At 71.9% G+C, this 21,165-nt stretch carries 23 protein-coding genes; 16 read left to right on the top strand and 7 right to left on the bottom strand.

Going from position 1 to position 21,165, the window contains the following annotated elements:
• The first annotated feature begins 51 nt into the window (after positions 1-51).
• Both ispG and VM685_RS19325 read left to right on the top strand, forming a co-directional pair.
• The gene (gene ispG, locus VM685_RS19320; RefSeq protein WP_325461806.1) at positions 52-1,194 is read left to right on the top strand and encodes a flavodoxin-dependent (E)-4-hydroxy-3-methylbut-2-enyl-diphosphate synthase; all 1,143 of its coding nucleotides are present in this window, start codon (positions 52-54) and stop codon (positions 1,192-1,194) included.
• Positions 1,195-1,280: 86 nt separating this feature from the next.
• Positions 1,281-1,577: a hypothetical protein gene (locus VM685_RS19325; RefSeq protein ID WP_325461807.1), complete on the top strand. Its 297-nt coding sequence runs from the start codon at positions 1,281-1,283 to the stop codon at positions 1,575-1,577.
• 90 nt (positions 1,578-1,667) lie between these two features.
• On the opposite strand, the gene VM685_RS19330 is transcribed toward VM685_RS19325, so the two are convergent.
• Positions 1,668-1,964, bottom strand: coding sequence for a hypothetical protein (locus tag VM685_RS19330; protein ID WP_325461808.1), 297 nt, complete (start codon positions 1,962-1,964; stop codon positions 1,668-1,670).
• A 124-nt stretch (positions 1,965-2,088) separates the two neighbouring features.
• Between VM685_RS19330 and prfA the strand changes: the two genes are divergently transcribed.
• The gene (prfA, locus tag VM685_RS19335; protein ID WP_325461809.1) at positions 2,089-3,162 is read left to right on the top strand and encodes a peptide chain release factor 1; all 1,074 of its coding nucleotides are present in this window, start codon (positions 2,089-2,091) and stop codon (positions 3,160-3,162) included.
• 4 nt (positions 3,163-3,166) lie between these two features.
• On the opposite strand, the gene VM685_RS19340 is transcribed toward prfA, so the two are convergent.
• A complete protein-coding gene (locus VM685_RS19340; RefSeq protein ID WP_325461810.1) occupies positions 3,167-4,135 on the bottom strand; it encodes a GlxA family transcriptional regulator in 969 nt (322 codons plus the stop codon).
• 126 nt (positions 4,136-4,261) lie between these two features.
• Here VM685_RS19340 and VM685_RS19345 point away from each other — a divergent pair, with 126 nt between their 5' ends.
• Positions 4,262-4,939: a DJ-1/PfpI family protein gene (locus VM685_RS19345; protein WP_325461811.1), complete on the top strand. Its 678-nt coding sequence runs from the start codon at positions 4,262-4,264 to the stop codon at positions 4,937-4,939.
• Here the strand turns inward: VM685_RS19345 and VM685_RS19350 are convergent.
• The gene (locus VM685_RS19350; protein ID WP_325461812.1) at positions 4,936-6,189 is read right to left on the bottom strand and encodes a YihY/virulence factor BrkB family protein; all 1,254 of its coding nucleotides are present in this window, start codon (positions 6,187-6,189) and stop codon (positions 4,936-4,938) included. The two genes, VM685_RS19345 and VM685_RS19350, sit on opposite strands and share 4 nt — an antisense overlap.
• 101 nt (positions 6,190-6,290) lie before the next feature.
• On the opposite strand from VM685_RS19350, the gene VM685_RS19355 reads away from it, so the two are divergent.
• The 3 genes from VM685_RS19355 to VM685_RS19365 all read left to right on the top strand — a co-directional run bounded on the left by VM685_RS19355 (position 6,291) and on the right by VM685_RS19365 (position 9,238).
• Positions 6,291-7,088 (top strand): MOSC domain-containing protein, encoded by a 798-nt coding sequence (locus VM685_RS19355; protein WP_325461813.1) that lies wholly within the window; start codon positions 6,291-6,293, stop codon positions 7,086-7,088.
• Positions 7,079-7,948, top strand: a complete 870-nt coding sequence (gene prmC / locus VM685_RS19360; RefSeq protein ID WP_325461814.1) for a peptide chain release factor N(5)-glutamine methyltransferase — start codon at positions 7,079-7,081, stop codon at positions 7,946-7,948. Before VM685_RS19355 ends, prmC begins: the two co-directional genes overlap by 10 nt.
• Positions 7,949-8,194: 246 nt before the next feature.
• Complete coding sequence (locus tag VM685_RS19365) at positions 8,195-9,238, top strand: DUF4167 domain-containing protein (RefSeq protein WP_325461815.1); 1,044 nt, start codon at positions 8,195-8,197, stop codon at positions 9,236-9,238.
• Positions 9,239-9,344: 106 nt separating this feature from the next.
• Here VM685_RS19365 and VM685_RS19370 read toward each other — a convergent pair whose 3' ends face one another.
• A complete protein-coding gene (locus VM685_RS19370; RefSeq protein ID WP_325461816.1) occupies positions 9,345-11,369 on the bottom strand; it encodes a TonB-dependent receptor in 2,025 nt (674 codons plus the stop codon).
• A 122-nt stretch (positions 11,370-11,491) separates the two neighbouring features.
• On the opposite strand from VM685_RS19370, the gene VM685_RS19375 reads away from it, so the two are divergent.
• Positions 11,492-11,974: a Fur family transcriptional regulator gene (locus VM685_RS19375; protein ID WP_325461817.1), complete on the top strand. Its 483-nt coding sequence runs from the start codon at positions 11,492-11,494 to the stop codon at positions 11,972-11,974.
• 32 nt (positions 11,975-12,006) lie between these two features.
• On the top strand, positions 12,007-12,477 hold the full coding sequence (locus tag VM685_RS19380) for a 5' nucleotidase, NT5C type (protein ID WP_325461818.1): 471 nt from the start codon (positions 12,007-12,009) through the stop codon (positions 12,475-12,477).
• Positions 12,478-12,484: 7 nt separating this feature from the next.
• On the opposite strand, the gene VM685_RS19385 is transcribed toward VM685_RS19380, so the two are convergent.
• The gene (locus tag VM685_RS19385) at positions 12,485-13,426 is read right to left on the bottom strand and encodes an RcnB family protein (RefSeq protein WP_325461819.1); all 942 of its coding nucleotides are present in this window, start codon (positions 13,424-13,426) and stop codon (positions 12,485-12,487) included.
• A gap of 141 nt (positions 13,427-13,567) precedes the next feature.
• Here VM685_RS19385 and VM685_RS19390 point away from each other — a divergent pair, with 141 nt between their 5' ends.
• On the top strand, positions 13,568-14,110 hold the full coding sequence (locus VM685_RS19390; RefSeq protein ID WP_325461820.1) for a DUF924 family protein: 543 nt from the start codon (positions 13,568-13,570) through the stop codon (positions 14,108-14,110).
• Positions 14,111-14,133: 23 nt separating this feature from the next.
• Here VM685_RS19390 and VM685_RS19395 read toward each other — a convergent pair whose 3' ends face one another.
• A complete protein-coding gene (locus tag VM685_RS19395; RefSeq protein WP_325461821.1) occupies positions 14,134-14,409 on the bottom strand; it encodes a hypothetical protein in 276 nt (91 codons plus the stop codon).
• 165 nt (positions 14,410-14,574) lie between these two features.
• Here VM685_RS19395 and VM685_RS19400 point away from each other — a divergent pair, with 165 nt between their 5' ends.
• The 6 genes from VM685_RS19400 (at position 14,575) to VM685_RS19425 (ending at position 20,595) form a co-directional block, all read left to right on the top strand.
• Positions 14,575-15,423, top strand: coding sequence for a thymidylate synthase (locus VM685_RS19400; protein ID WP_325461822.1), 849 nt, complete (start codon positions 14,575-14,577; stop codon positions 15,421-15,423).
• A gap of 2 nt (positions 15,424-15,425) precedes the next feature.
• Positions 15,426-15,767, top strand: coding sequence for a phosphoribosyl-ATP pyrophosphohydrolase (locus tag VM685_RS19405; protein WP_325461823.1), 342 nt, complete (start codon positions 15,426-15,428; stop codon positions 15,765-15,767).
• A 75-nt stretch (positions 15,768-15,842) separates the two neighbouring features.
• Positions 15,843-16,361: a dihydrofolate reductase gene (locus tag VM685_RS19410; protein WP_325461824.1), complete on the top strand. Its 519-nt coding sequence runs from the start codon at positions 15,843-15,845 to the stop codon at positions 16,359-16,361.
• Positions 16,362-16,389: 28 nt separating this feature from the next.
• On the top strand, positions 16,390-17,301 hold the full coding sequence (locus tag VM685_RS19415; protein ID WP_325461825.1) for an SMP-30/gluconolactonase/LRE family protein: 912 nt from the start codon (positions 16,390-16,392) through the stop codon (positions 17,299-17,301).
• Between the two features lie 112 nt (positions 17,302-17,413).
• The gene (locus VM685_RS19420) at positions 17,414-18,913 is read left to right on the top strand and encodes an ATPase domain-containing protein (RefSeq protein WP_325461826.1); all 1,500 of its coding nucleotides are present in this window, start codon (positions 17,414-17,416) and stop codon (positions 18,911-18,913) included.
• Complete coding sequence (locus VM685_RS19425; RefSeq protein ID WP_325461827.1) at positions 18,910-20,595, top strand: response regulator; 1,686 nt, start codon at positions 18,910-18,912, stop codon at positions 20,593-20,595. Before VM685_RS19420 ends, VM685_RS19425 begins: the two co-directional genes overlap by 4 nt.
• Here the strand turns inward: VM685_RS19425 and VM685_RS19430 are convergent.
• The gene (locus VM685_RS19430; protein WP_325461828.1) at positions 20,592-21,062 is read right to left on the bottom strand and encodes a GFA family protein; all 471 of its coding nucleotides are present in this window, start codon (positions 21,060-21,062) and stop codon (positions 20,592-20,594) included. The genes VM685_RS19425 and VM685_RS19430 overlap by 4 nt on opposite strands.
• Positions 21,063-21,165: the final 103 nt, after the last annotated feature.

Below are 21,165 nucleotides of genomic sequence, written 5' to 3' on the forward strand. Positions count from 1 at the left end.
GGCGCCGCCGCGCTTGGGTTCTCTCCTGAAAGTCCCTATTTTCCGCGCGGCATGAGCACCCAGGACCACACCTCCGTCCGCCCCTGGCGGCAGATCCAGCGCCGGCCGAGCCGGAAGATCCGCGTGGGCTCCGTGGAGGTGGGCGGCGATGCGCCGATCACCGTCCAGTCGATGACCAACACCCTGACCGCCGACGCGGCGGCCACCATCGACCAGATCCGCCAGCTGGAGGAGGCCGGGGCCGACATCGTCCGGGTCTCCTGCCCCGACGAGGAGTCCACCGCCGCCTTCCGCACCATCGCCCGGGCGGCGAAGGTCCCGCTGGTCGCCGACATCCACTTCCACTACCGGCGCGGGATCGAGGCGGCCCAGGCGGGCGCGGCCTGCCTGCGGATCAATCCCGGCAACATCGGTAGCCCCGACCGGGTGCGCGAGGTCATCCAGGCCGCTCGCGACCACGGCTGCTCCATGCGCATCGGCGTCAACGCCGGCAGCCTCGAGCGCGAGCTGCTGGAGAAGTACGGCGAGCCCTGCCCCGACGCCATGGTCGAGAGCGCGCTGAACCACGCCCGCATCCTGCAGGACCACGACTTCCACGAGTTCAAGATCAGCGTGAAGGCCTCCGACCCGTTCATGACGGTGGCCGCCTACCAGATGCTGGCCGAAGCCATCGACTGCCCGCTGCACCTGGGCGTCACCGAGGCCGGCGCGCTTCGCACCGGGACGGTGAAGTCCTCCATCGGCCTGGGCGCCCTGCTGTGGGCCGGCATCGGCGACACGATCCGCGTCAGCCTCGCCGCCGATCCGGTGGAGGAGGTGAAGGTCGGCTTCGACATCCTGAAGTCGCTCGGCCTGCGCCACCGCGGCGTCAACATCATCGCCTGCCCGTCCTGCGCCCGGCAGGGCTTCAACGTGATCAAGACGGTGGAGGCCCTGGAGGAGCGCCTGGCGCACATCTCCACGCCGCTGTCGCTGTCGATCATCGGTTGCGTGGTCAACGGCCCGGGCGAGGCGCTGATGACCGACCTGGGCTTCACGGGCGGCGGCAAGGGCTCGGGCATGGTCTATGTGGCTGGCCGGCCCGACCACAAGATGGACAACGAGGCCATGGTCGACCACATCGTCGGCCTCGTGGAGGCCCGCGCCGCCGAGATCGAGGCGGCGAAGACCGCCTCCCTGGAAGCCGCCGAGTAGAAAACTGCGAAGTTGACGCCGGCGTCACCCTTGCGCCTGCGACGCAACCGCTGTTAGCTGCGCGCCGACCAACACGGGAGGGACTGATGTCCTCGGCTGACGGCAACTGGAAGATCACCATCAACACGCCCATGGGCGCGCAGGAAGTGAACGCCTCGATCACGACCAGCGGCGACACCTTCACCGGCAAGACCGAAGGCCGCATGGGCTCGCAGGAAGTCTCCGGCAAGGTGGCCGGCGACACCCTCACCTGGAGCTCGAACATCACGAGCCCGATGCCGATGACCCTGGAGTTCGAAGCCAAGGTCGACGGCGACAAGATGACCGGCAACGTCAAGCTCGGCGCGTTCGGCAACGCCCCGCTCTCGGGCGTCCGCGTCTAAGGCTCCACGCCTGACCGAAAACAGCGAAGGCCCGCTGCGGACGCCGCAGCGGGCCTTTTCTTTGCCTTCCCGGATCGTGGGCAGGAGATCCTACTTGCTCGGGTTCACCGCATTGGCCGCGTCGCCCACCGCGTCCGCGGCGCCGGCGGCGCTGTCGGCCACGCTGGAGGCCGCGCTGGTCACGGCGTCGGTGCGGATCGCCTCCTGGCGGTTCGCGCTCAGCAGGAAGAAGGCGACGATCGCCACAAGCGCCAGGACGGCGATGCCGATGATCACGCCGCCCACGCCGGAGCCGCCGCGTTCCACATAGGTCGTGCCGCCGCTGTCGCGGTCAACGACCCGCTCGGTCGTGCCGTCCGGGTGCTGGGTCACGCGTTCGGTAGCCATTTCAAGTCTCCTCGTAGTCACCGTGGCCGTAACTCGGAACGGCGCTCTCCCGTTCCGGCGGGGTTTGGCATCCGCCCGGCTGCGCGCTAGAGGAGGCTCCCCTCTTTTCCGGGTGCGAAACCACGTGCGACTTCCCCAGGCCAGGCTCGACCAGGTGCTCGACCGCTTCCGCGAGATCGAGGCGCGCATGGGCGCGGCCACCGACGGGACCGAGATCGTCCGGCTCTCCAAGGAGCACGCCGAGCTGAAGCCGGTGGCTGACGCCGTCTCCAACCTGGAGCGCGCCCGGGCCGAGCTGCCGGAGCTCGAGGAGATGGCCTCCGGCGACCCCGAGATGGCCGCGCTGGCGCGCGACGAGCTGGAGGCCCTGAAGGAGAGGCTTCCGAAACTTGAGCACGAGGTCGCCCTGCTGCTCGCACCCAAGGACCGCGACGAGAACGCCTCGGCCATCCTGGAAGTGCGCGCCGGCACCGGCGGCGACGAGGCGGCCCTGTTCGCCGGCGACCTGTTCCGCATGTACCAGCGCTACGCCGCCAACCGCGGATGGCGGGTGGAGATCGATTCCATCTCCGAGGGCGACGCCGGCGGCTACAAGGAGATCGTCGCCTCCATCACGGGCGACGGCGTGTTCGGCCGGCTGAAGTTCGAGAGCGGCGTGCACCGGGTGCAGCGGGTGCCGGCCACCGAGGCCCAGGGGCGCATCCACACCTCCGCCGCCACCGTCGCCGTCCTGCCCGAGCCGGAGGACGTGGAGATCGAGATCCGCGACCAGGACCTGCGCATCGACACCTACCGCTCCTCCGGGGCCGGCGGCCAGCACGTCAACAAGACCGACTCCGCCGTGCGCATCACCCACCTGCCCACCGGCATCGTGGTGACCAGCTCCGAGAAGTCGCAGCACCAGAACCGGGCCCGCGCCATGAAGGCCCTGAAGGTCAAGCTCTACGACCAGCAGCGCGAGGCGCTCGACACCGCCCGCGCCGAGAGCCGCAAGAGCCAGGTGGGCTCCGGCGACCGCTCCGAGCGGATCCGCACCTACAACTTCCCGCAGGGCCGGGTGACCGACCACCGGATCAACCTGACCCTCTACAACCTGCCGAAGATCATGGAGGGCGAGGCCCTCGACGACGTCATCGATCCCCTGATCGCCGAAGACCAGGCCGCCCGCCTCGCCGCCCTCGAGGAGGAGCTGGCCTAGGCGCTCAGCCGCCGAACCGCTCGCGGTAGTCGCTGGGGGCCACGCCCAGGCGGCGGCGGAAGGCCCGGCGCAGGTTCTGCTCGTCCTGGAAGCCGCAGCCGCGGGCGACGTCCTTCAGGCTGCCGGCCCCGCTCTCCAGCCGGCGGCGCGCCTCCTCCAGCCGGACCTTGCCCACCCACGCGGCCGGCGTCGCGCCCATCTCGGCCCTGAAGCGCCGGGAAAAGTGCCGCGGGCTCATGCCGGCGACGGCCGCCAGCCGCTCCAGCGGCAGGTCCTCGTCCAGGTGATCCAGAACCCAGAGCTGCAGGCGGCCGAACACGTCCTCCCGCCGCTCGGCCTCCAGGAAGCGGCTGAACTGCCCCTGCCCGCCCGGCCGCTTGCGGTAGATCACCAGCTCCTGGGCCACCGCCACGGCGGTCGCCTTGCCCCAGTCGCGCTCGACCATCTCCAGGGCCAGGTCCATGCCGGTGGTCACCCCCGCCGAGGTGAAGACGCCGCCGCTCTCCACGAAGATCGCGTCGGGGGCGATGTCGCAGCCGGGCGCGAGCGCCGCCAGCCGGTCGCAGTAGGCCCAGTGGGTGGTCGCCGCCCGCCCCTCCAGCAGGCCGGCCGCGCCGAGGATCAGGGCGCCGGTGCAGATCGAGCCCAGCCGCTCCACCTGGCCCGCCATGCCGCGCAGCCAGGCCAGCAGGCCGGCGTCCTGCGCCGCCCCGGCCCAGCCGATGCCGCCCGCCACCAGCAGGGTGTCGCAGGCGTCCAGGTCGCGGAAGCTGCGCGAGGCGGTCAGCTCCAGGCCGCTCGACATCCGCACCGGCCCCGCCTGCGCGGCGACCACCTCCACTGAATAGGCCGGCTCGGCCCGGCCCCAGGTGTCGGCCAGCCAGCGGGCGGTGCGCGAGAACACCTCCAGCGGCCCGATCACGTCCAGCACCTGGGCGTCGGGGAAGGCGAGCATGGCCACGCGGTGGGTCATGCCGCGACGCTAGGCCCACGCGCGGCCCGCCCGCAACGACCTTGGCTGGAATTGACGCCTCGGCGTCCTTCGCGCCACGCGGGCATGGGCGCAAGCTTCGCCGCAGCCTCAACCGGAGCCCTCGCCATGAACCGTCGCGAGCTCGTCACCGCCTCGGCCGCCGCCCTCGCCGCCGGCCCGGCGCTCGCCCAGCCCCTCCCACCGCTGCCGGCCTCGAAGATGATCAAGGTCGCCTTCCTGCTGGGCGACAACGCCAACGTCATCGACACCGCCGGCCCGTGGGAGGTGTTCCAGGACGCGATGTTCATGGCGGACGGTCGCCATCAGCACCCGTTCTTCCCGTTCACCGTCGCGCCGACGCTGGAGCCGGTGCGGATGACCGGCGGCCTGCTGGTTCAGCCCGCCTACTCCATCGACACCGTCCCGCAGCCGGACGTCATCGTCGTCCCGGCCCAGCGCTCCACCGAGCCCTCCCGCGCCTGGCTGAGGGCGGCGAGCGACAAGGCCCACATGACCATGAGCGTCTGCACCGGCGCGTTCCAGCTCGGGCGGATCGGCCTGCTCGACGGCCTTCCGGCCACTACCCACCACGAGTTCTTCGACGATTTCGCGAAGGAGTTCCCCAAGGTGGCGCTGCAGCGCGGCCCTCGGTTCGTGGACACCGGCCGCATCGCCACCGCCGGCGGCCTCACCTCCGGCATCGACCTCGCCCTGCACGTGGTCGGCCGCTGCTTCGGGCCCGAGGTCCGCAAGGCCACGGCCCGCTACCTGGAGCATGCCGGCGGCGACTGGCGGCAGGCCTAGCGTTGCGGGCGTCTCGGCGGCGGCGGCAGGGTCGGGAGCGGCGGCGGCGGCTCGCGCGGGCCGCGGCGCACCAGGTTGCCCACCTGCCGGCGCGTCGTGCCCCACAGGATGACCGCGCCCTTGCGCACGCCCACGAAGGCCAGGCCGACGCTGTCGGCCACCACCGCGCCGCGATGGCCCATGGGCTTCGGCTCCCCGATGGTGGTGTCGAGCGCGGTCTGGTGCTCCACCTCGGCGTTGACCTCCGCGCCCAGCAGCAGGGCCATCACCGAGAACCAGATCCACACCAGGAAGCCGACGATCGCGCCCAGCGAGCCGTAGGTGATCTGGAACCGCGCCACATGGTTCACGTACCAGGAGTAGCCCAGCGAGCCGCCCATCCAGACGGCGGCCGCCAGCATCGCGCCCACCGCCACCCAGCGCCACTGGGCCCACCGCCGCGACGGCCCGTAGCGGTAGAGGATGGCGAAGGCCCCGGCGACCAGCACATAGAGCACCAGCCAGCGCAGCGGGATCAAGAGCTCGCCCGCCCCGATCTCGTTCAGCACCAGGGGCGCGGCCACCAGCACGGCGGTCACCACCGCCATGAACACCAGGGCCGCGAAGGTGAAGCTGTAGGTGGTGATGATCCTGAGCAGATAGGGCCGGCGCTCCTTCTCCTCGTAGGTGACGTTGAGCGCGTCCACGAGCACGCGGATGCCGAGGCTCGCGGTCCACAGCGACAGCAGCACCGACAGCGCAAAGGCGATGGAGAGCTCCGCCGGCCGCTGGGTCGCCAGCCGGGTCATCTGCTCGCCGACGATCACCAGCACGTCGTGCGGCACGAAGGCGGCCAGCTGGTCGAGCTGCTTGCTCACCGTGTTCACGTCGGAGAACAGGCCGTAGAGCGAGACGAACACGGCCACCGCCGGCGCCAGCGCCAGCAGGACGTAGAAGGTCACCCCGCCCGCCAGGAAGGCGATGCGGTCGTTGCCGCTCTCGCGGTAGACCCGCCAGACGATGTCCTTCCAGCCCTTCCACGGGATCTGGAACGGCCAGGCGGCCAGCCGCCCGCGGCCGGGCTCGGTCAGCTCGAAGTGCTCCGGCGCGGCGATCTCGGGATTGGAGAGGCCGGGCGGCGGCCGTCGTGCGGCCTGCGCCCAGAGCGCGGTCATGGCGGCCAGGCCGAGCCACGGCGCCGCGCCCAGCAGGAGGCGGGAGACGCCGCCGCCCCGGCCGGGCGGCTTGTCGGTCTTGCCGGGTCGCGCCACGGGCTGCTTCGCTTCCTCTCCAAGGCGGCGCTTGTCCGAACCCGCCGCCTGCGGCCTCCGTTCCCCTTGAAGCCAGCCGGCCGTTCCGGCAAGGGGCGTCCATGACCGGACACGTCGCCGCCATCTTCCGCCACCCGGTGAAGGGGTTCACCCCTGAATCCCTGCCGCACGCGGACCTGGCCCCGGGCGAGGGCTTCCCCTTCGACCGCCTGTGGGCGGTGGAGAACGGCCCCTCCGGCTTCGATCCGGCGGCGCCGGCTTTCGTGCCGAAGCAGAAGTTCACCGTCCTGATGTCGATCCCCAGGGTGGCCGCGGCGCGCACCCACTACGAGGAGGACACCGGCCTCCTGCACGCCCACGCCGACGGCCTGCCGGTGTTCTCCGGCAAGCTCGCCGAGGAGGCGGGCCGCGAGGCCTTCGCCGCCTGGCTGACGCGCCTCCTCCCAGAGGACGACCTCCGCGGGCCCCTGAAGGTGGTCAAGGCGCCCGGCGCCTACCGCTTCACCGACCATCCGCAGGGCCAGGTCTCGATCATCAACCTGGCCAGCCTTCGCGACCTGTCGCAGAAGATGGGCGTCGAACTCGATCCCCTGCGCTTCCGCGCCAACCTCTACGTCGACGGCTGGGCGCCCTGGGTCGAGAACGAGTGGACCGGCCGGCCGATGATGCTGGGCTGGGCGAAGGCCGAGGTGTTCAAGCCCATCGTCCGCTGCGCGGCCACCCATGTGGATCCCACCACCGCCGAGCGGAACCTCGACGTGGTCAAGGCGCTGTTCGACAACTACGGCCACATGAACTGCGGCATCTACCTGAAGGTCACCGCACCGGGGCGCATCAGCGTGGGCGACGCGGTCACCTCTCCGGACGCCCAGCCGGTGGAGACCCCCGAATGGGCCTGAACCTCGTCCAGGCCTGGACGCACGCGAAGAGGGCCCTGGAGGACGCCGGCCTCGCCGGGCCGGTGATCGACGCGCGCCTGCTCGTCGAGGCCGCCGCCGACGCCACCCGCACCGACATCGTCACCGACCCCTACCGCCCGCTGTCCCCGGAGCAGGAGGCGACCCTCTCCGACTACCTGGCCCGCCGGATGAGGCGCGAGCCGGTCAGCCACATCCTGGGCCGCAAGGGCTTCTGGAAGATCATGCTCAACGTGAACCGCGACGTGCTGACGCCGCGGCCGGACACCGAGACGGTGGTCGACGTGGTCCTGAAGCAGACGCCGGAGCACAAGGCCTTCTCGATCCTCGACCTGGGCGTGGGCTCGGGCGCCATCCTGCTGGCCATCCTCGCCGAGCGGCCCGCGGCCAGGGGGCTGGGCGTCGACGTCTCGGAGGAGGCCCTGGCGGTCGCGCGCGACAACGCCGCCCACCTCGGCCTCGCCGGGCGCGTGGCCCTGCTGCGCGGCGACTGGACCGAGGGCCTGGCCGACGCGAACTTCGACGTGGTGGTCTCCAATCCCCCCTACATCGCCAGCGACGTGCTGGAGACCCTGGAGCCGGAGGTCCGGGACTGGGAGCCGCGCCTCGCGCTCGAGGGCGGCGCCGACGGCCTGGACGCCTACCGCCGCCTCGCCCCCGAGATCCTCCGCGTACTGAAGCCTGGCGGAATCTTCGCCGTGGAGATCGGCTACGACCAGAAGGACGCCGTCGAGGCCCTGTTCCGCGAGGCGGGCGCCGCGGACGTGCGGACGATCCGCGACCTGGCCGATCGGGACAGGGTTGTCGCAGGTGCGAAAAACCCCTTGGAAACGGGCGCTTGAGTCGCTACATCAAGTGTCGTCTCCACCCATGAAAGCCGGCTAGGCAGACGCGCCCGACGAGGGCGCAGGCCGTCCCGGCAGGCGCGAGCTTCTCAAAAAGGCCTCTCGCTGAAGAGCTTCCGGGCGGAAGACGGGGAACTTAAGCGTCTTCAACAATCCATCCGGGCCGCGGGCCCGAACCCGCTGAAGGCTAGGGCACAGGCCGCCTCAGGGCCGCTCAGGAAAAGAGCAAACGGTTATCGAATAATGAGAGATTTCAAGGGTATGAAGCGTCAGCGCGGCCGCAATCGTGGCGGTGGCGGCGGCGGTGGGGGCGGCGGCAAGCCTCAACAGAACGCGAACCGGGCCTTCGATTCCAACGGGCCCGAAGGCGTGAAGGTCCGCGGCAACGCGCAGCACGTCTTCGACAAGTACCAGCAGCTGGCGCGCGACGCCGGCTCGGCCGGCGACCGGGTGCTCGCCGAGAACTACCTCCAGCACGCCGAACACTATTTCCGCCTCCTGCGCGCCATGCAGCCGCAGCGGCCCGCCTCCGACATCCTCGGGCGCGACACCTTCTCCTCCGGCTACGACATCGACTTCGAGGACGAGGGCGCCCAGGCCCAGGCCGCCGCCGCCGATGAGGCCGCCGCCGCCGCCGGCGAGGGCGCCGCCCAGCCCGAGGGCCAGGACGGCGACGGCCAGCAACGCCGCGACCGCGACGACCGCAGCCGCGACGATCGTCCCCGCGAGGGCCGCGACCGCGACCGCGGCGAGCGCTTCGAAGGCCGCCGCGACGACCGTGACCGGGGCGAAGGCGGCGGACGCCGCGACCGCTGGCGCGACCGGGACGACCGGCCCCGCGACGACCGCAGCCGTGACGACCGCCCACGCGCCGACGATCGTCCCCGCGAGGACCGCGCCGCCCGTGACGACCGTCCCCGTGACGATCGGCCCCGTGACGATCGGCCCCGTGAGGATCGTCCTCGCGACGACCGCCCGCGCGGCGACCGTGACCGCGACGACCGGCGCGAACGCCGCGACCGCGAGGAGCGCCCCGAGCGTGATCCGCTGGCCGTGGTCGAGCCCCGCGGCGCCGCGGCGCCGGCCGACGAGCGTCCCTCTCCGGTCCTGCGCGACGCCGAGGGCGGCGAGAGCCACGCTCCGGCCTTCCTGCAGGCCCGCACCGAGCCCCGTCCGGAGGCCGCCTCCGACGAGGAGGCCCCCGCCCGCAAGCCGCGTCGCCGCCGCGCCCCGCGCAGCTTCGAGGCCGGCGAAGGCGCGCCCTCCAGCGAGAGCGAAGAGGCTTAAGGTCTGAAATCCCCTTCTCCCCTTGTGGGAGAAGGTGGCCCGCGACGCGGGTCGGATGAGGGGTCGCACGAGAGATCGTGCGGCCCCTCGTCCGTTTTGGACGGCCTCAGAAGCTGTAGGCCACGCCCACCCGGACGTTCCGGCCCGGCAGCGGCGCCAGGTCCTTCAGGAAGGACGCGTGCTCGCGCGCCTCGGTGTCGGTGAGGTTGCGGGCGTCCAGGAACAGCTTCAAGCCCTCGTCCTTGAGCGGACGCACGGTCAGCGAGGCGTTCAGCATGGTGGAGCCGTCGGTGGGAAGCTCGAACTCGGCGACCCGCTCCTGCTCGCCCACCCGGCGGGCCTCGAGCTGGCCGGTCCACCAGCCGCCCTCGAACACGCCGCGCAGCGCCGCCGACCACGGCGGGATCCGCGCCGGCGCGCCCAGGTCGGTGTCGCCGCGCACATAGTCGGCCATGCCCTCGAGCCGGAAGCTGCGCCCGGCGTCCGCCCACAGCCGGTACGAGACCTCGGTCTCGAAGCCGTGGAAGGTGGCGTCGGTCTGCACGTAGCGGAACACCGGCAGGCCGGAGTCGGGATCCGCCTCGCCCGTCGGCCGCAGGTCGATGAAGCCCTCATAGCGCACCCCGAACAGGTGGACGTCGGCCGTCCAGCGGTCCGAGCCGTAGTGGGCCGTCGCGTCCAGCGACCAGGAGACCTCCTGGTCGAGGTCGGGGTCGCCCACCTCGAACCCGCGGGTCGCGGGGTGCGGACCGCTGGCGAACAGCTCCTCCTGGGCCGGCGCGCGGCTGGTCCGCGAGCCCGACAGGCTGAAGAACCAGGCGTCCGCCGGCCGCACGAAGGCGCCCAGGGATGCCGAGACGTTGGTGAAGTCGCGCTCCCCCGCGACGCTGTCGAGGCTGCGGTTGTCGACCCGCAGGCCGCCCTCCACGCCCCAGCCGTCGCGGTCGTACCGCTGCAGGACGAAGGCGCCCCATTCCTTGGTGGTAGTCGCCGGGACCAGCGCCTCCTCGCCCACCGCGTCGAAGTCGCGTGACAGGGCCTGGAAGCCCACCGCCCCCTGCCAGCCGTCGCGGTCGGGCTGCACCAGCTCCAGCCGGCCTTCCCAGCCCTCGGAGAAGAAGCGGGTGGCCGGCGCGCCGTCCTCCAGCTCCACGTGGGTGTAGTCGGCATAGCCGCCGGCGAAGCGCAGCTTCTCGAACGGGCCCAGCGCCATGTCGTACTCGCCGCGCAGGTCGTAGCGGGTCTGCTCCAGCTCGATGGCGACCCCGGCCTCCTCGCCCTCGTGGCCTTCCTCCTCGGCGCCCGCCTCGTGGGCGTGGCCGGGCACGCCATAGGTCGTCTCGGTGCGCTTCACCGAAAGGCCCAGGTAGCCGCGGTCCTTCACATAGGCGACGCCCGCGCCGTAGGAGCTGAGCTCGGTCGAGGTGTTCTCCACCACCGAGTCCACCGGCCCCGGCCATTCCTCGCCGTCCGCCTCCATCAGCCGGCGCGATTCCGGATGGGTCGGGACGTCGTAGTTCTCGGTCTCGCGGCGCACGCCGTCGAGGGTGACCACGAACGGCCCCGCGCCGGCCTTCAGCGAGGCCGTCGCCATCCGCCCCTCGTCCACCGTCGAGCCGGAGGCCATCACCCGGCCCTCCAGCCCGTCCACCGGGTCGCGGGGGATGCGGTCGTCGATGACGTTGACGATGCCGCCGATCGCCGAGCCGCCGTAGGCCAGCGCCGAGGGCCCGCGCAGCACCTCGATCCGCTCGGCCTCTTGCGGGTCGGTGGCCACCGCGTGGTCGGGCGACAGGGCGCTGGCGTCCACCTGGCCCAGGCCGTTGGACAGCACCAGCACCCGCGGGCCCGCCAGGCCCCGGATCACCGGCCGGCTCGCGCCCGGTCCGAAGAAGGTCGAGCGCACGCCCGGCAGGCCGCTCAGCACGTCGCCCAGCCCCCCCACCGGGGCGGTGTCCAGCTCCTCGCGCTTGACGATGTTGACGCTCGTCGTCGCCGAGCCGATCGACACCGGATAGGGCGCGGCGGTGACCACCACCTCGTCGAGGTCCTTCGGCGCGGCGGCGTGCGCGCCTCCGGCGGCGGTCAGGGCCGTGACGGCGGCGCAGGCGAACAGGGCGGCTCGCGACATGGACCCTCCAGGGACTTGAAAGCGGGACTAGGTGTTATGAAGTAACAGCACCGTTATGAAATAACATAACGCGTCGTCAAGAGCGTTGCGGCCGGGCGCCGAGCGGAGTTACGTGATTGCCCATGGGAGATGCGTGTCACCACGACGATGGCGTCCACCCGGGCCTGAAGGGCCCGGCGCTTCGCCGCGCCCTCGGTGCGGCCGAGACGCGCTGCGCCGAGACCCAGGAGCGGCTCACCGCCCCGCGCCGACGCGTCCTCGAGCTGCTGCTGGAGGCCGACGCGCCGCTGAAGGCCTACGACCTGATCGCCGCCTTCGGGGCGACCGGGGAGCCGGCGAAGCCGCCCACGGTCTACCGCGCCCTGGAGTTCCTAGAGCGCCTGGGCTTCGCCCACCGCATCGAAAGCCTGAACGCCTACGTCCCTTGCCGTCTGGAGGGCGACGGCCACCTGGCCGCCTTCCTGATCTGCGACTGCTGCGGGGCGGCCGAGGAGTTCGAGCCCGACCTGGCCCCGGCCCTCGCGGCCGCCGGGGCCGCCGGCTACGCGGTTCGCACCGTGACGCTGGAGGCCCGCGGCCGCTGCCCGGCCTGCGCCGAGGGGTGAACCCCGCCGCGACGCGGACGTTCAACCCACCCATGCGCAAGCAGATCTACCTCGACTGCGACGGCGTGCTCGCCGACTTCGACAAGGGGGCCGAGAAGGTCCTCGGCCTGCATCCCCGCGCCTTCGAGAAGCGGCATGGCCTGGGCCAGTTCTGGAAGCGGCTCGCCACCGCCGACGGCTTCTTCGAGACCCTCGAGCCCCTGCCGGACGCCTACCAGCTGTTCGAGGCGGTGAAGCACAGGGAGCCGATCATCCTGACCGGCCTGCCGCGCGGGAACTGGGCCGAGCCGCAGAAGCGCCGCTGGGCGGAGAAGCACTTCCCGGGCGTCGAGGTGATCACCACCTCCGCCGCGCTCAAGCGCGAGCACTGCCACCCCGGCGACGCCCTGGTCGACGACCGCGACAAGTACCGCCACCTCTGGGAGGCCGAGGGCGGCGTCTTCATCCATCACAAGGACGCCCGCAGCTCGATCGCCGAGCTGCGGGCCAGGGGCTTCATCTAGGCGGGCGTCACCAGAAGACCAGCCGCACGACCTGGACGACCCGGCCGGTGAACCGGTCCACCAGGACGGCGTCGTAGCCGACCCGCACCCAGTCGTAGCCGGGCGGCGGCATGGGCAGGCCGTAGTCCCACCAGCTCCACAGCCGGTAGCCCTCGTCGTACCAGCCGCGCGGCAGCACGTCGCCGTAGCTCCACAGGCGGACGTAGAACCCCGACGGCGGACGCCAGACATGGCCGCGGTAGCGGTGGCGGCTGCTGTAGACCGGCGGATAGTGTCGGCGGTCCCAGCGCGGATGGTTCGGCGGCGGCCGGCGGCCGTCGCGGTATCCGTCCCAGCGCCGGTCGCCGTCGCGCCGGCCGTCCCGGTCTCCGTCCCAGCGTCGGTCGCCATCCCAGCGGCCGTCCCCGTCGCGGCGGTGGTCGCCGTCGCGGCGGCCGTCCCCATCCCGCCGGCCATCGCCGTCACGGCGTCCGTCGCGCTCGCGCCGACCGTCGCCGTCACGGTCGCGGCGGCCGTCGCGCTCCTGCCCGTCGAAGCGGCGGGCGTCGCGCAGCTCGGTGCGGTCCTCGTGGTCCTGCCGGTCGGCGCCGGTCAGGCCGGAGACGTCCGGGTCGCCGTCCCGATCCACCCAGACGCCGCGCCCCACGGGCCGGCCCTGGCCGTCGCTGTCGCGACGCCGGCCCTCCGTCCCGCGTCCCTCGCCGCCGCGACGGCGCTCGCCGCCGGACGCCTGGGGCGCGGCGGGCGCCTGCGGGGCCTCCGCGGCCTGCGGCGGCCGGGGCGGCGTCTCCGGCCGCGGGTAGACGCCGCGCGCCACCGGCCGTTGCGGCCGGTCGCCCGGACCCACGTGGCCACGCGGCTCGCGGTCCCGCTCCTGTTCCTGAGCCATCGCCGCGCCGCTGGCGCCGGCCAGCAGCAGGAGGCTCAGCGCCATGATCCTGGTCTTCATCTTCGTCATCCCCCGCGGCCGCTTCGGCGGCCGGGACAAGTCCACTCGGCCAGCAGGATTGGCGCCGCTCCAATGAACCGGGGTTGAACGCCGCCGCCGGTCGCGCCAACTCTGCGCCGCCGACGTGGAAGAGGATCCCCCGTGCCCGCGACCCCGAACGACATCCTGGGCTTCTGGCGCAATGCCGGGCCGGAGAAGTGGTACGCGAAGAGCCCCCGCTTCGACGAGGCGATCCGCCTCAAGTTCGAGCCGGTTCACCACCGCGCCGCCCGCGGCGAGTACGACGCCTGGGCCGTGACCCCCGAGGGCGCGCTCGCGCTCCTGATCCTGCTCGATCAGTTCCCGCGCAACCTCTACCGCGGCTCCGCCCACGCCTGGGCCACCGACCCCAAGGCCCGGGCCATCGCGCGCGCCGCCACCGAGGCCGGCTTCCACCGCAAGGTGGAGCCCCCGCTGGCGCAGTTCTTCGTCCTGCCCTTCGAGCATTCCGAGGACATGGCCGACCAGGACTACGGCCTGTCCCTGGCCGCCGAGCTGGACGATCCGGAGGTGCTGAAGTGGGTCCGCATCCACCGCGAGATCATCGCGCGGTTCGGACGCTTCCCGCACAGGAATCCCGCCCTCGGGCGCGTCACCACGCCCGAAGAGCAGGCCTTCCTGGACGAGGGCGGCTTCGCCGGCTGAACCGGCGCCGCCCGCGGGTCCGTCTAGTGGGCGTGGTCGTGGCCGGCTTCGGCCTTCGCGCCCGGAGCAGGCGCCGCCTTCTCGGTGACCGGCACGGTCCGGCAGGACTTCTTGGCCATGCGCGAGCCGCTGATCGCCGGGCGCTCGGTGCAGACCTTCTTGGTCTTCGCATCGCCCTTGGCGTCGAGGGTGGGGGTCTGGGCCGTGGACTCCACGGGGGCCTGGGCGGTCTTCTCGACGGCCGCGGCTTCCGGAGCCGCAGCGATGGCCAGGGCGGCCAGGGCGGAGACGAAGAGCATCTGTGTACGAACCTGAATTGGGGAGGATCATGGGCCCTTAGCGGCCGCAGGGCGTCAGGCCAAGTTTCGAAAGCTTAATTTGCGACGAACGGACGCTCCGAAGGCTGTGGATGGCGTTCCACGCGCCGAGATTCCGATTCGCGAATCGGGCAACCTCGACTCGCCATGAACGCCCCCGTCTCCATCGCCGCCCGCTACCAGGCCGCCCAGGACCATCCCGAGCGGCAGTACCTGGACCTGCTGGAGGACATCCTCGCCAACGGCGTCCAGCGCGGCGACCGCACGGGCACGGGCACGCTCGGCGTCTTCGGCCGGCAGATGCGCTTCGACCTTTCGAAGGGCTTCCCGCTGCTGACCACCAAGAAGCTGCACCGCAAGTCGATCATCCTGGAGCTGCTCTGGTTCCTGCGCGGCGACACCAACGTCCGCTGGCTGCAGGAACGCGGCGTGTCCATCTGGGACGAGTGGGCCGACCGCGAGACCGGCGAGCTGGGCCCCGTCTACGGCAAGCAGTGGCGCTCCTGGTCCGCGCCGGACGGCCGGGTGATCGACCAGATCGCCGCCGTGGTGGAGGGCCTGAAGACCAATCCCAACAGCCGCCGCCACATCGTCTCGGCCTGGAACCCGGCCGAGGTCGAGGACATGGCCCTGCCGCCCTGCCACTGCCTGTTCCAGTTCTTCGTGGCCGACGGAAAGCTCTCCTGCCAGCTCTACCAGCGCTCGGCCGACGTCTTCCTGGGCGTGCCGTTCAACATCGCCAGCTACGCCCTGCTGACCCTGATGATGGCCAGGGTGACGGGCCTCGAAGCCGGCGAGTTCGTGCACACCCTCGGCGACGCCCACCTCTACCTGAACCACCTCGACCAGGCCCGCCTGCAGCTCTCCCGCGAGCCCCTGCCGCTGCCCGTCATGCACGTCGCCGACAAGGACGACCTGTTCGCCTTCGACTACGAGGACTTCCAGCTCGAGGGCTACCGCGCCCACCCCTCGATCGCCGCGCCGATCGCCGTCTGACCATGACGCTCGCCGAGATCAGCGAGGCGGCGGCCCGGATCTCCGACATCTACGCCGGCAAGTACGCCATCGACCGCGACGACGACTGGTTCCTGCTCAAGCTGCAGGAGGAGCTGGGCGAGCTCTCCCAGGCCCACCTGCGCCTCTCGTCCCGCGGCCGCGGCGAGGCCAGCGAGCAGGACCGCGCCGACGAGGCCGCCGACGTGCTCTGCATGCTCCTCCTCTACTGCCGCCGCTTCGGCGTGGACCCGCAGGCCGCCGTCCAGCGGAAATGGCTGAGCTGGCTGGAGCCCCCGCCGCTCACCCCGTCGGAAGCCGGGGCCCAAACTGAGTCCGTGGACTAGCTCGCGCGACGCGGCTCCCGACGCCGCTTGGGTCCCGGCTTCCGCCGGGATGAGCGGATGGGCTACATCGACCCCATGTCCCAGATCATCCTCTCCGCCGGCCCCATCGCCCGCGACCGCAACGGCGTCATCGGCAAGGACGGGACCCTGCCCTGGCGACTGAAGTCCGACATGGCGATCTTCAAGGCGGTCACCATGGGCAAGCCGGTGATCATGGGCCGCAAGACCTGGGACAGCCTGCCCAGGAAGCCCCTGCCCGGCCGCACCAACATCGTGCTCACCCGCGACGGTTCCTTCGAGACCCCCAACGCCATCGTCTGCGAGGACTTCTCGGAAGCCCTCCAGATCGCCCGCGAGCAGGCCGAGGAGGACGGCGCCGAGGAGGTCTGCGTGATCGGCGGCGCCTCGCTGTTCGAGCTGGCGCTGACCCGGGCCCGGCGCCTCTACCTCACCGACGTCGACGCCGAGGTGGAGGGCGACGTCCGCCTGTCGCCCATCGACGAGAGCCGCTGGCGGGAGGTCCGCCGCGAAGCTTACCCTGCGTCAGAAACCGACCAGTTCCCCTTCGTCTTCCGCGTGCTGGAGCGCCTATAGTCCGGCCAGACGACAAGGAGGGACACGCATGGATTACGAGCTGGTCGCCGAGGGCTTCGAGTTCCCCGAAGGGCCGATCGCCATGGCCGACGGGTCGGTGATCCTCACCGAGATCAAGGGGCAGCGGCTCACCCGCGTGCGGCCGGACGGCTCGAAGGAGACTGTCGTGGAGACCGGCGGCGGGCCGAACGGCGCGGCCATCGGCCCGGACGGCGCCATCTGGATCACCAACAACGGCGGCTCGTTCCAGTGGCTCGACAACCAGGGCCTGACCATCCCCGGCCCCACCCCGCCCGAGCACCAGGGCGGCATGATCCAGCGTTTCGACCTGCGCACCGGCGAGCTCACCACGGTCTACGAGGCCTGCGACGGCCGCCGGCTGATCGGCCCCAACGACATCGTCTTCGACCGCGCGGGCGGCTTCTGGTTCACCGACCACGGCTGCTCGACGCCGGAGGGCCGCAAGTTCGGCGCGCTCTACTATGCGAAGACCGACGGCTCCCACATCAGCCGCCAGCGCGACCACATCATCTCGCCCAACGGCGTCGGCCTGTCGCCGGACGAGAGCGTGGTCTACGTCGCCGACACCCAGCTCGGCCGGCTGTGGGCCTTCGACGTGGCCGAGCCGGGCGTGCTCGCCCCGCCCGCCGGCTTCGCGCCCGGCCGCGTGGTCTGCAACCTGCCCGGCTACCAGCTCCTCGACAGCCTGGCCGTGGAGGCCTCCGGCAAGGTCTGCGTGGCGACCATCATCAACGGCGGGATCACCGCCTTCGACCCCGACGGGACCACCGAGCACGTCCCGATCCCGGACCTCGTCACCACCAACATCTGCTTCGGCGGCGCCGACATGATGGACGCCTGGATCACCGCCTCCTCCACCGGCAAGCTCTACAAGGTCCGCTGGCCCAGGCCCGGCCTGAAGCTGAACTTCAACGCCTGAGCCCCCTCACAGCCCGGCCCTGACGGGAACGTTCCCGCGGCTGGGACGCTTCGGACCGTGAAGGACGGACCTTGGCGGTAGGGCCGCCAGCGAACCTGTGAGACGGCGAGACATGGACACCGCGAGGCCTGCGACGACCGACCAGGCCTCCACCGGCGTCGGCGGACTGGACGACATCCTGGCCGGCGGCTTCGCCCGCGACCGCGTCTACCTCCTCGAAGGCAGCCCCGGCACCGGCAAGACCACGGCTGCCATGAGCTTCCTGCGGGAAGGCGCCCGGCGGGGTGAGCGCGCCCTCTACATTACCCTGTCGGAAACCGAGGAGGAGCTGCGCGACACCGCCCGTTCCCACGGCTGGGACCTCGACGGCGTGGAGGTGTTCGAGCTCGTCCCGCCCGAGAGCCTGCTCGACGAGCAGCAGCAGCAGAGCCTGCTCTATTCCTCCGACCTGGAGCTCGGCGAGACCACGCGGATGATCTTCGAGGCCGTCGAGCGCATCCGGCCGAGCCGGGTGGTGATCGACAGCCTCTCGGAGATCCGCCTCCTGGCCCAGAGCTCCCTGCGCTACCGCCGCCAGGTGCTGGCCCTGAAGCACTACTTCGCCCGCCGCGGCGCGACCGTGCTGCTGCTCGACGACCTGACCACCGACACCCTGGACAAGACCGTCCACAGCGTCGCCCACGGCGTCGTGCGCCTGGAGGAGCTGGCGCCGGAATACGGCGCGGAGCGGCGGCGCGTCCGCGTCGTGAAGTATCGCGGCCGCAAGTTCCGCGGCGGCTACCACGACTTCACCATCAAGACCGGCGGCCTGGAGGTCTATCCCCGGCTGATCTCCTCCGAGCACAAGACCCGGTTCTCCCGCGACCCGCTGCCCAGCGGAGTGGTCGGGCTGGACGAGCTGCTCGGCGGCGGGATCGAGCGCGGCTCCAGCTGCCTGATCCTGGGGCCCGCGGGCACGGGCAAGTCGCTCGTCACCCTGCACTTCGCCCTGGCGGCCATCCATCGCGGCGAGCGCGCGGCGCTGTTCATCTTCGACGAGGAGCTCGGCCTGCTGTTCAACCGGGCGCGCTCCCTGGGGATCGACCTGCAGCCGCTGGTGGAGACGGAGCAGCTCCTCGTCCAGCAGGTGGACGCCGCCGAGCTGTCGCCGGGCGAGTTCACCGCGCGCGTGCGCCACTGCGTCGACACGAGCGGCATCAAGACCGTCGTGGTCGACAGCCTCAACGGCTACCAGGCGGCCATGCCCGAGGAGCAGTTCCTCGTCCTGCACATCCACGAGCTGCTGCAGTACCTGAACCGCCAGGGCGCCTCGACCTTCCTCACCGTCGCCCAGCACGGCCTGGTCGGCGACATGAAGGCGCCGGTGGACGTCACCTACCTGGCCGACACGGTGCTGCTGCTCCGCTACTTCGAGGCCGTCGGCCAGGTGCGCCGGGCGATGTCGGTGATCAAGAAGCGCTCCGGCCAGCACGAGAAGACCATCCGTGAATACGAGATCGGCGCCGAGGGCCTCGTGGTCGGGCCGCCGCTCGTCGAGTTCCAGGGCGTGCTGCGCGGCGTGCCGAACTTCGTCGGCCACGGCACGGGCCTCATGGGCGAGCCCTCGGCATGACGACCGCCACGTCCGGCTCCGGGCGTGTGCTGGTCCTCGCCCCCCTCGGCCGCGACGCGGCCATCGCCCGGGCGATCCTGGGCGAGGCCGGCCTGACCGCCACCGTCTGCGACGGCCTGGCGGGTCTCGTCGCCGAGCTGGACCATGGCGTCGGCGCGGCGCTCGTCGTGGAGGAGGCCCTGCAGGGCGCCGATTTCCCGGCCCTCGGCCACTGGATCGAGAGCCAGCCGCCCTGGTCGGACCTGCCGATCGTGGTGCTCGCGCCGCGGGGCGGCGGGCTGGAGCGCAACCCGGCCGCCCGGCGGCTCTCCGGCGCCCTGGGCAACGTCACCTTCCTGGAGCGGCCCTTCCACCCGACCACCCTGGTCAGCGTGGTGGAGACGGCGCTGCGCGGTCGTCGGCGGCAGTACGAGGCGCGCGACCGCCTTCAGGCCATCCGCGAGGCCGAGGAGCTGCTGGAGCGTCGGGTGGAGGAGCGCACCGCCGAACTCGCTTCCGCCAACCGCCAGCTGGCCGGCCAGATCGCCGAGCGCGAGCGCATGGAGTCCGCGCTGCGCCAGTCCCAGCGGCTGGAGGCCGTGGGCCAGCTCACCTCCGGCGTCGCCCACGACTTCAACAACCTGCTGATGGTCGTGCTCGGCAACATCCGCCAGATGCAGAAGACCGAGGCCGACCCGGTCCGCGCCCGGCGGCTGGAGATGATCGTCCAGGCCGCCGAGCGGGGGGCCCAGCTCACCGCCCAGATGCTGGCCTTCTCCCGCCGCCAGAAGCTGGAGCCGCGGGTCGTCGACCTCAACGAGACGGTGCGCGCCATGCACGACCTCCTGCAGTCGACCATGGGCGGCAGCGTGCGGATCGAGACCCGCCTGCAGCCGGACCTCTGGCCCTCGCTGACCGATCCCACCCAGATCGAGCTGGCGATCCTCAACCTCGCGATCAACGCCCGCGACGCGATGGAGGTGGGCGGCGATCTCCGCGTGGAAACCGCCAACGCCACCGTCGGGCCGCCGCAGCGGCCGGAGGATCCGCCCGCCGGCGAGTTCGTCGCGGTCTCCGTCACCGACACCGGCTCGGGCATGACCGAGGAGGTGCGCGGCAAGGTGTTCGAGCCGTTCTTCACCACCAAGGAGGTCGGCAAGGGCTCGGGCCTCGGCCTCGCCCAGGTCTACGGCTTCGCCAAGCAGTCCGGCGGCGGCGTCCGCATCGAGACCCTGCCCGGCGAAGGGACGGCGGTGAGGATCTACCTCCCCCGCGCCACGGTCGAGCGGTCGGGGCCGGTCGCCGCCCCTCCGGCCGAGCCCCACGTCGCCCCGGAGAACCTCCGCGTCCTGGTCGTCGACGACGACAGCGCCGTGCGCGAGGTGACGGCCGGCATCCTGGGCGACCTCGGCTATGGCGTCATCGAGGCCGGCAGCGGCGGGGCCGCGCTGGACGTGCTGGACCGGGAGCCGGACGTGGACCTGGTGCTGCTCGACTTCGCCATGCCCGGGATGAACGGCGCAGAGGTCGCCCGTGAGGCGCGCGCGCGGCGTCCCGACGTGCCGATCCTGTTCGTCACCGGCTACGCCGACACCGCGGCCCTGGAAGAGGCGGGCGAGGACGGCATCCTGCGCAAGCCCTATGTGGAGCGCGACCTGGCCGCCAAGCTCAGGGCCGCCCTGAACCCGCCCGGGCGGACCTAGCGGTCTCCGAGGATCGCGCGCCGCCGCGCCAGGCTCTCCGGCGGCCACTCCGTCTGCATGTCGTAGTAGACCTCGAAGACCCGCGCGTCGTCCGGGAGCCGAACCCAGGGCAGCTTGGAGCGGGTGAAGATGTGCACGTCGGGCGGAAGCGCGGCCCGATCGTCCAGGGTCGTGGCGCGCAGGAAGCTCATCACCTTGCGGTCGCCGTAGTCGCTCCACAGCGTCGTGCCGCAGCCCGTGCAGCGGTAGACCAGGTGCGGGCGGCCGCTGTCGGTGGGCAGGCGCGTGGGCGCGATCTCGCCCGACTGCACCTCGATGCGGTCGGTCTCGATCAGGGCGTTGATCACGAAGGCGCTGCCCACCTGGCGCTGGCAGTCCGAGCAGTGGCAGCAGTGCACGAACATCGGCCCGCTCGTCAGGCGGTAGCGCACCGCCCCGCACGCGCAGCCGCCGGTGAGATCCCGCATTCCGATCCCCGTTTGTTCCGGACGCGCGAACCTGCCGAAGCCCAGCTTCGCTGTCCAGCCCCTTCCCCTTCGCGCCGTTTCCGCGCAAGACTTAGGTGAACGG

It is taken from the genome of Phenylobacterium sp., assembly GCF_035539035.1.
In the GTDB taxonomy this organism is placed as follows: domain Bacteria; phylum Pseudomonadota; class Alphaproteobacteria; order Caulobacterales; family Caulobacteraceae; genus Phenylobacterium.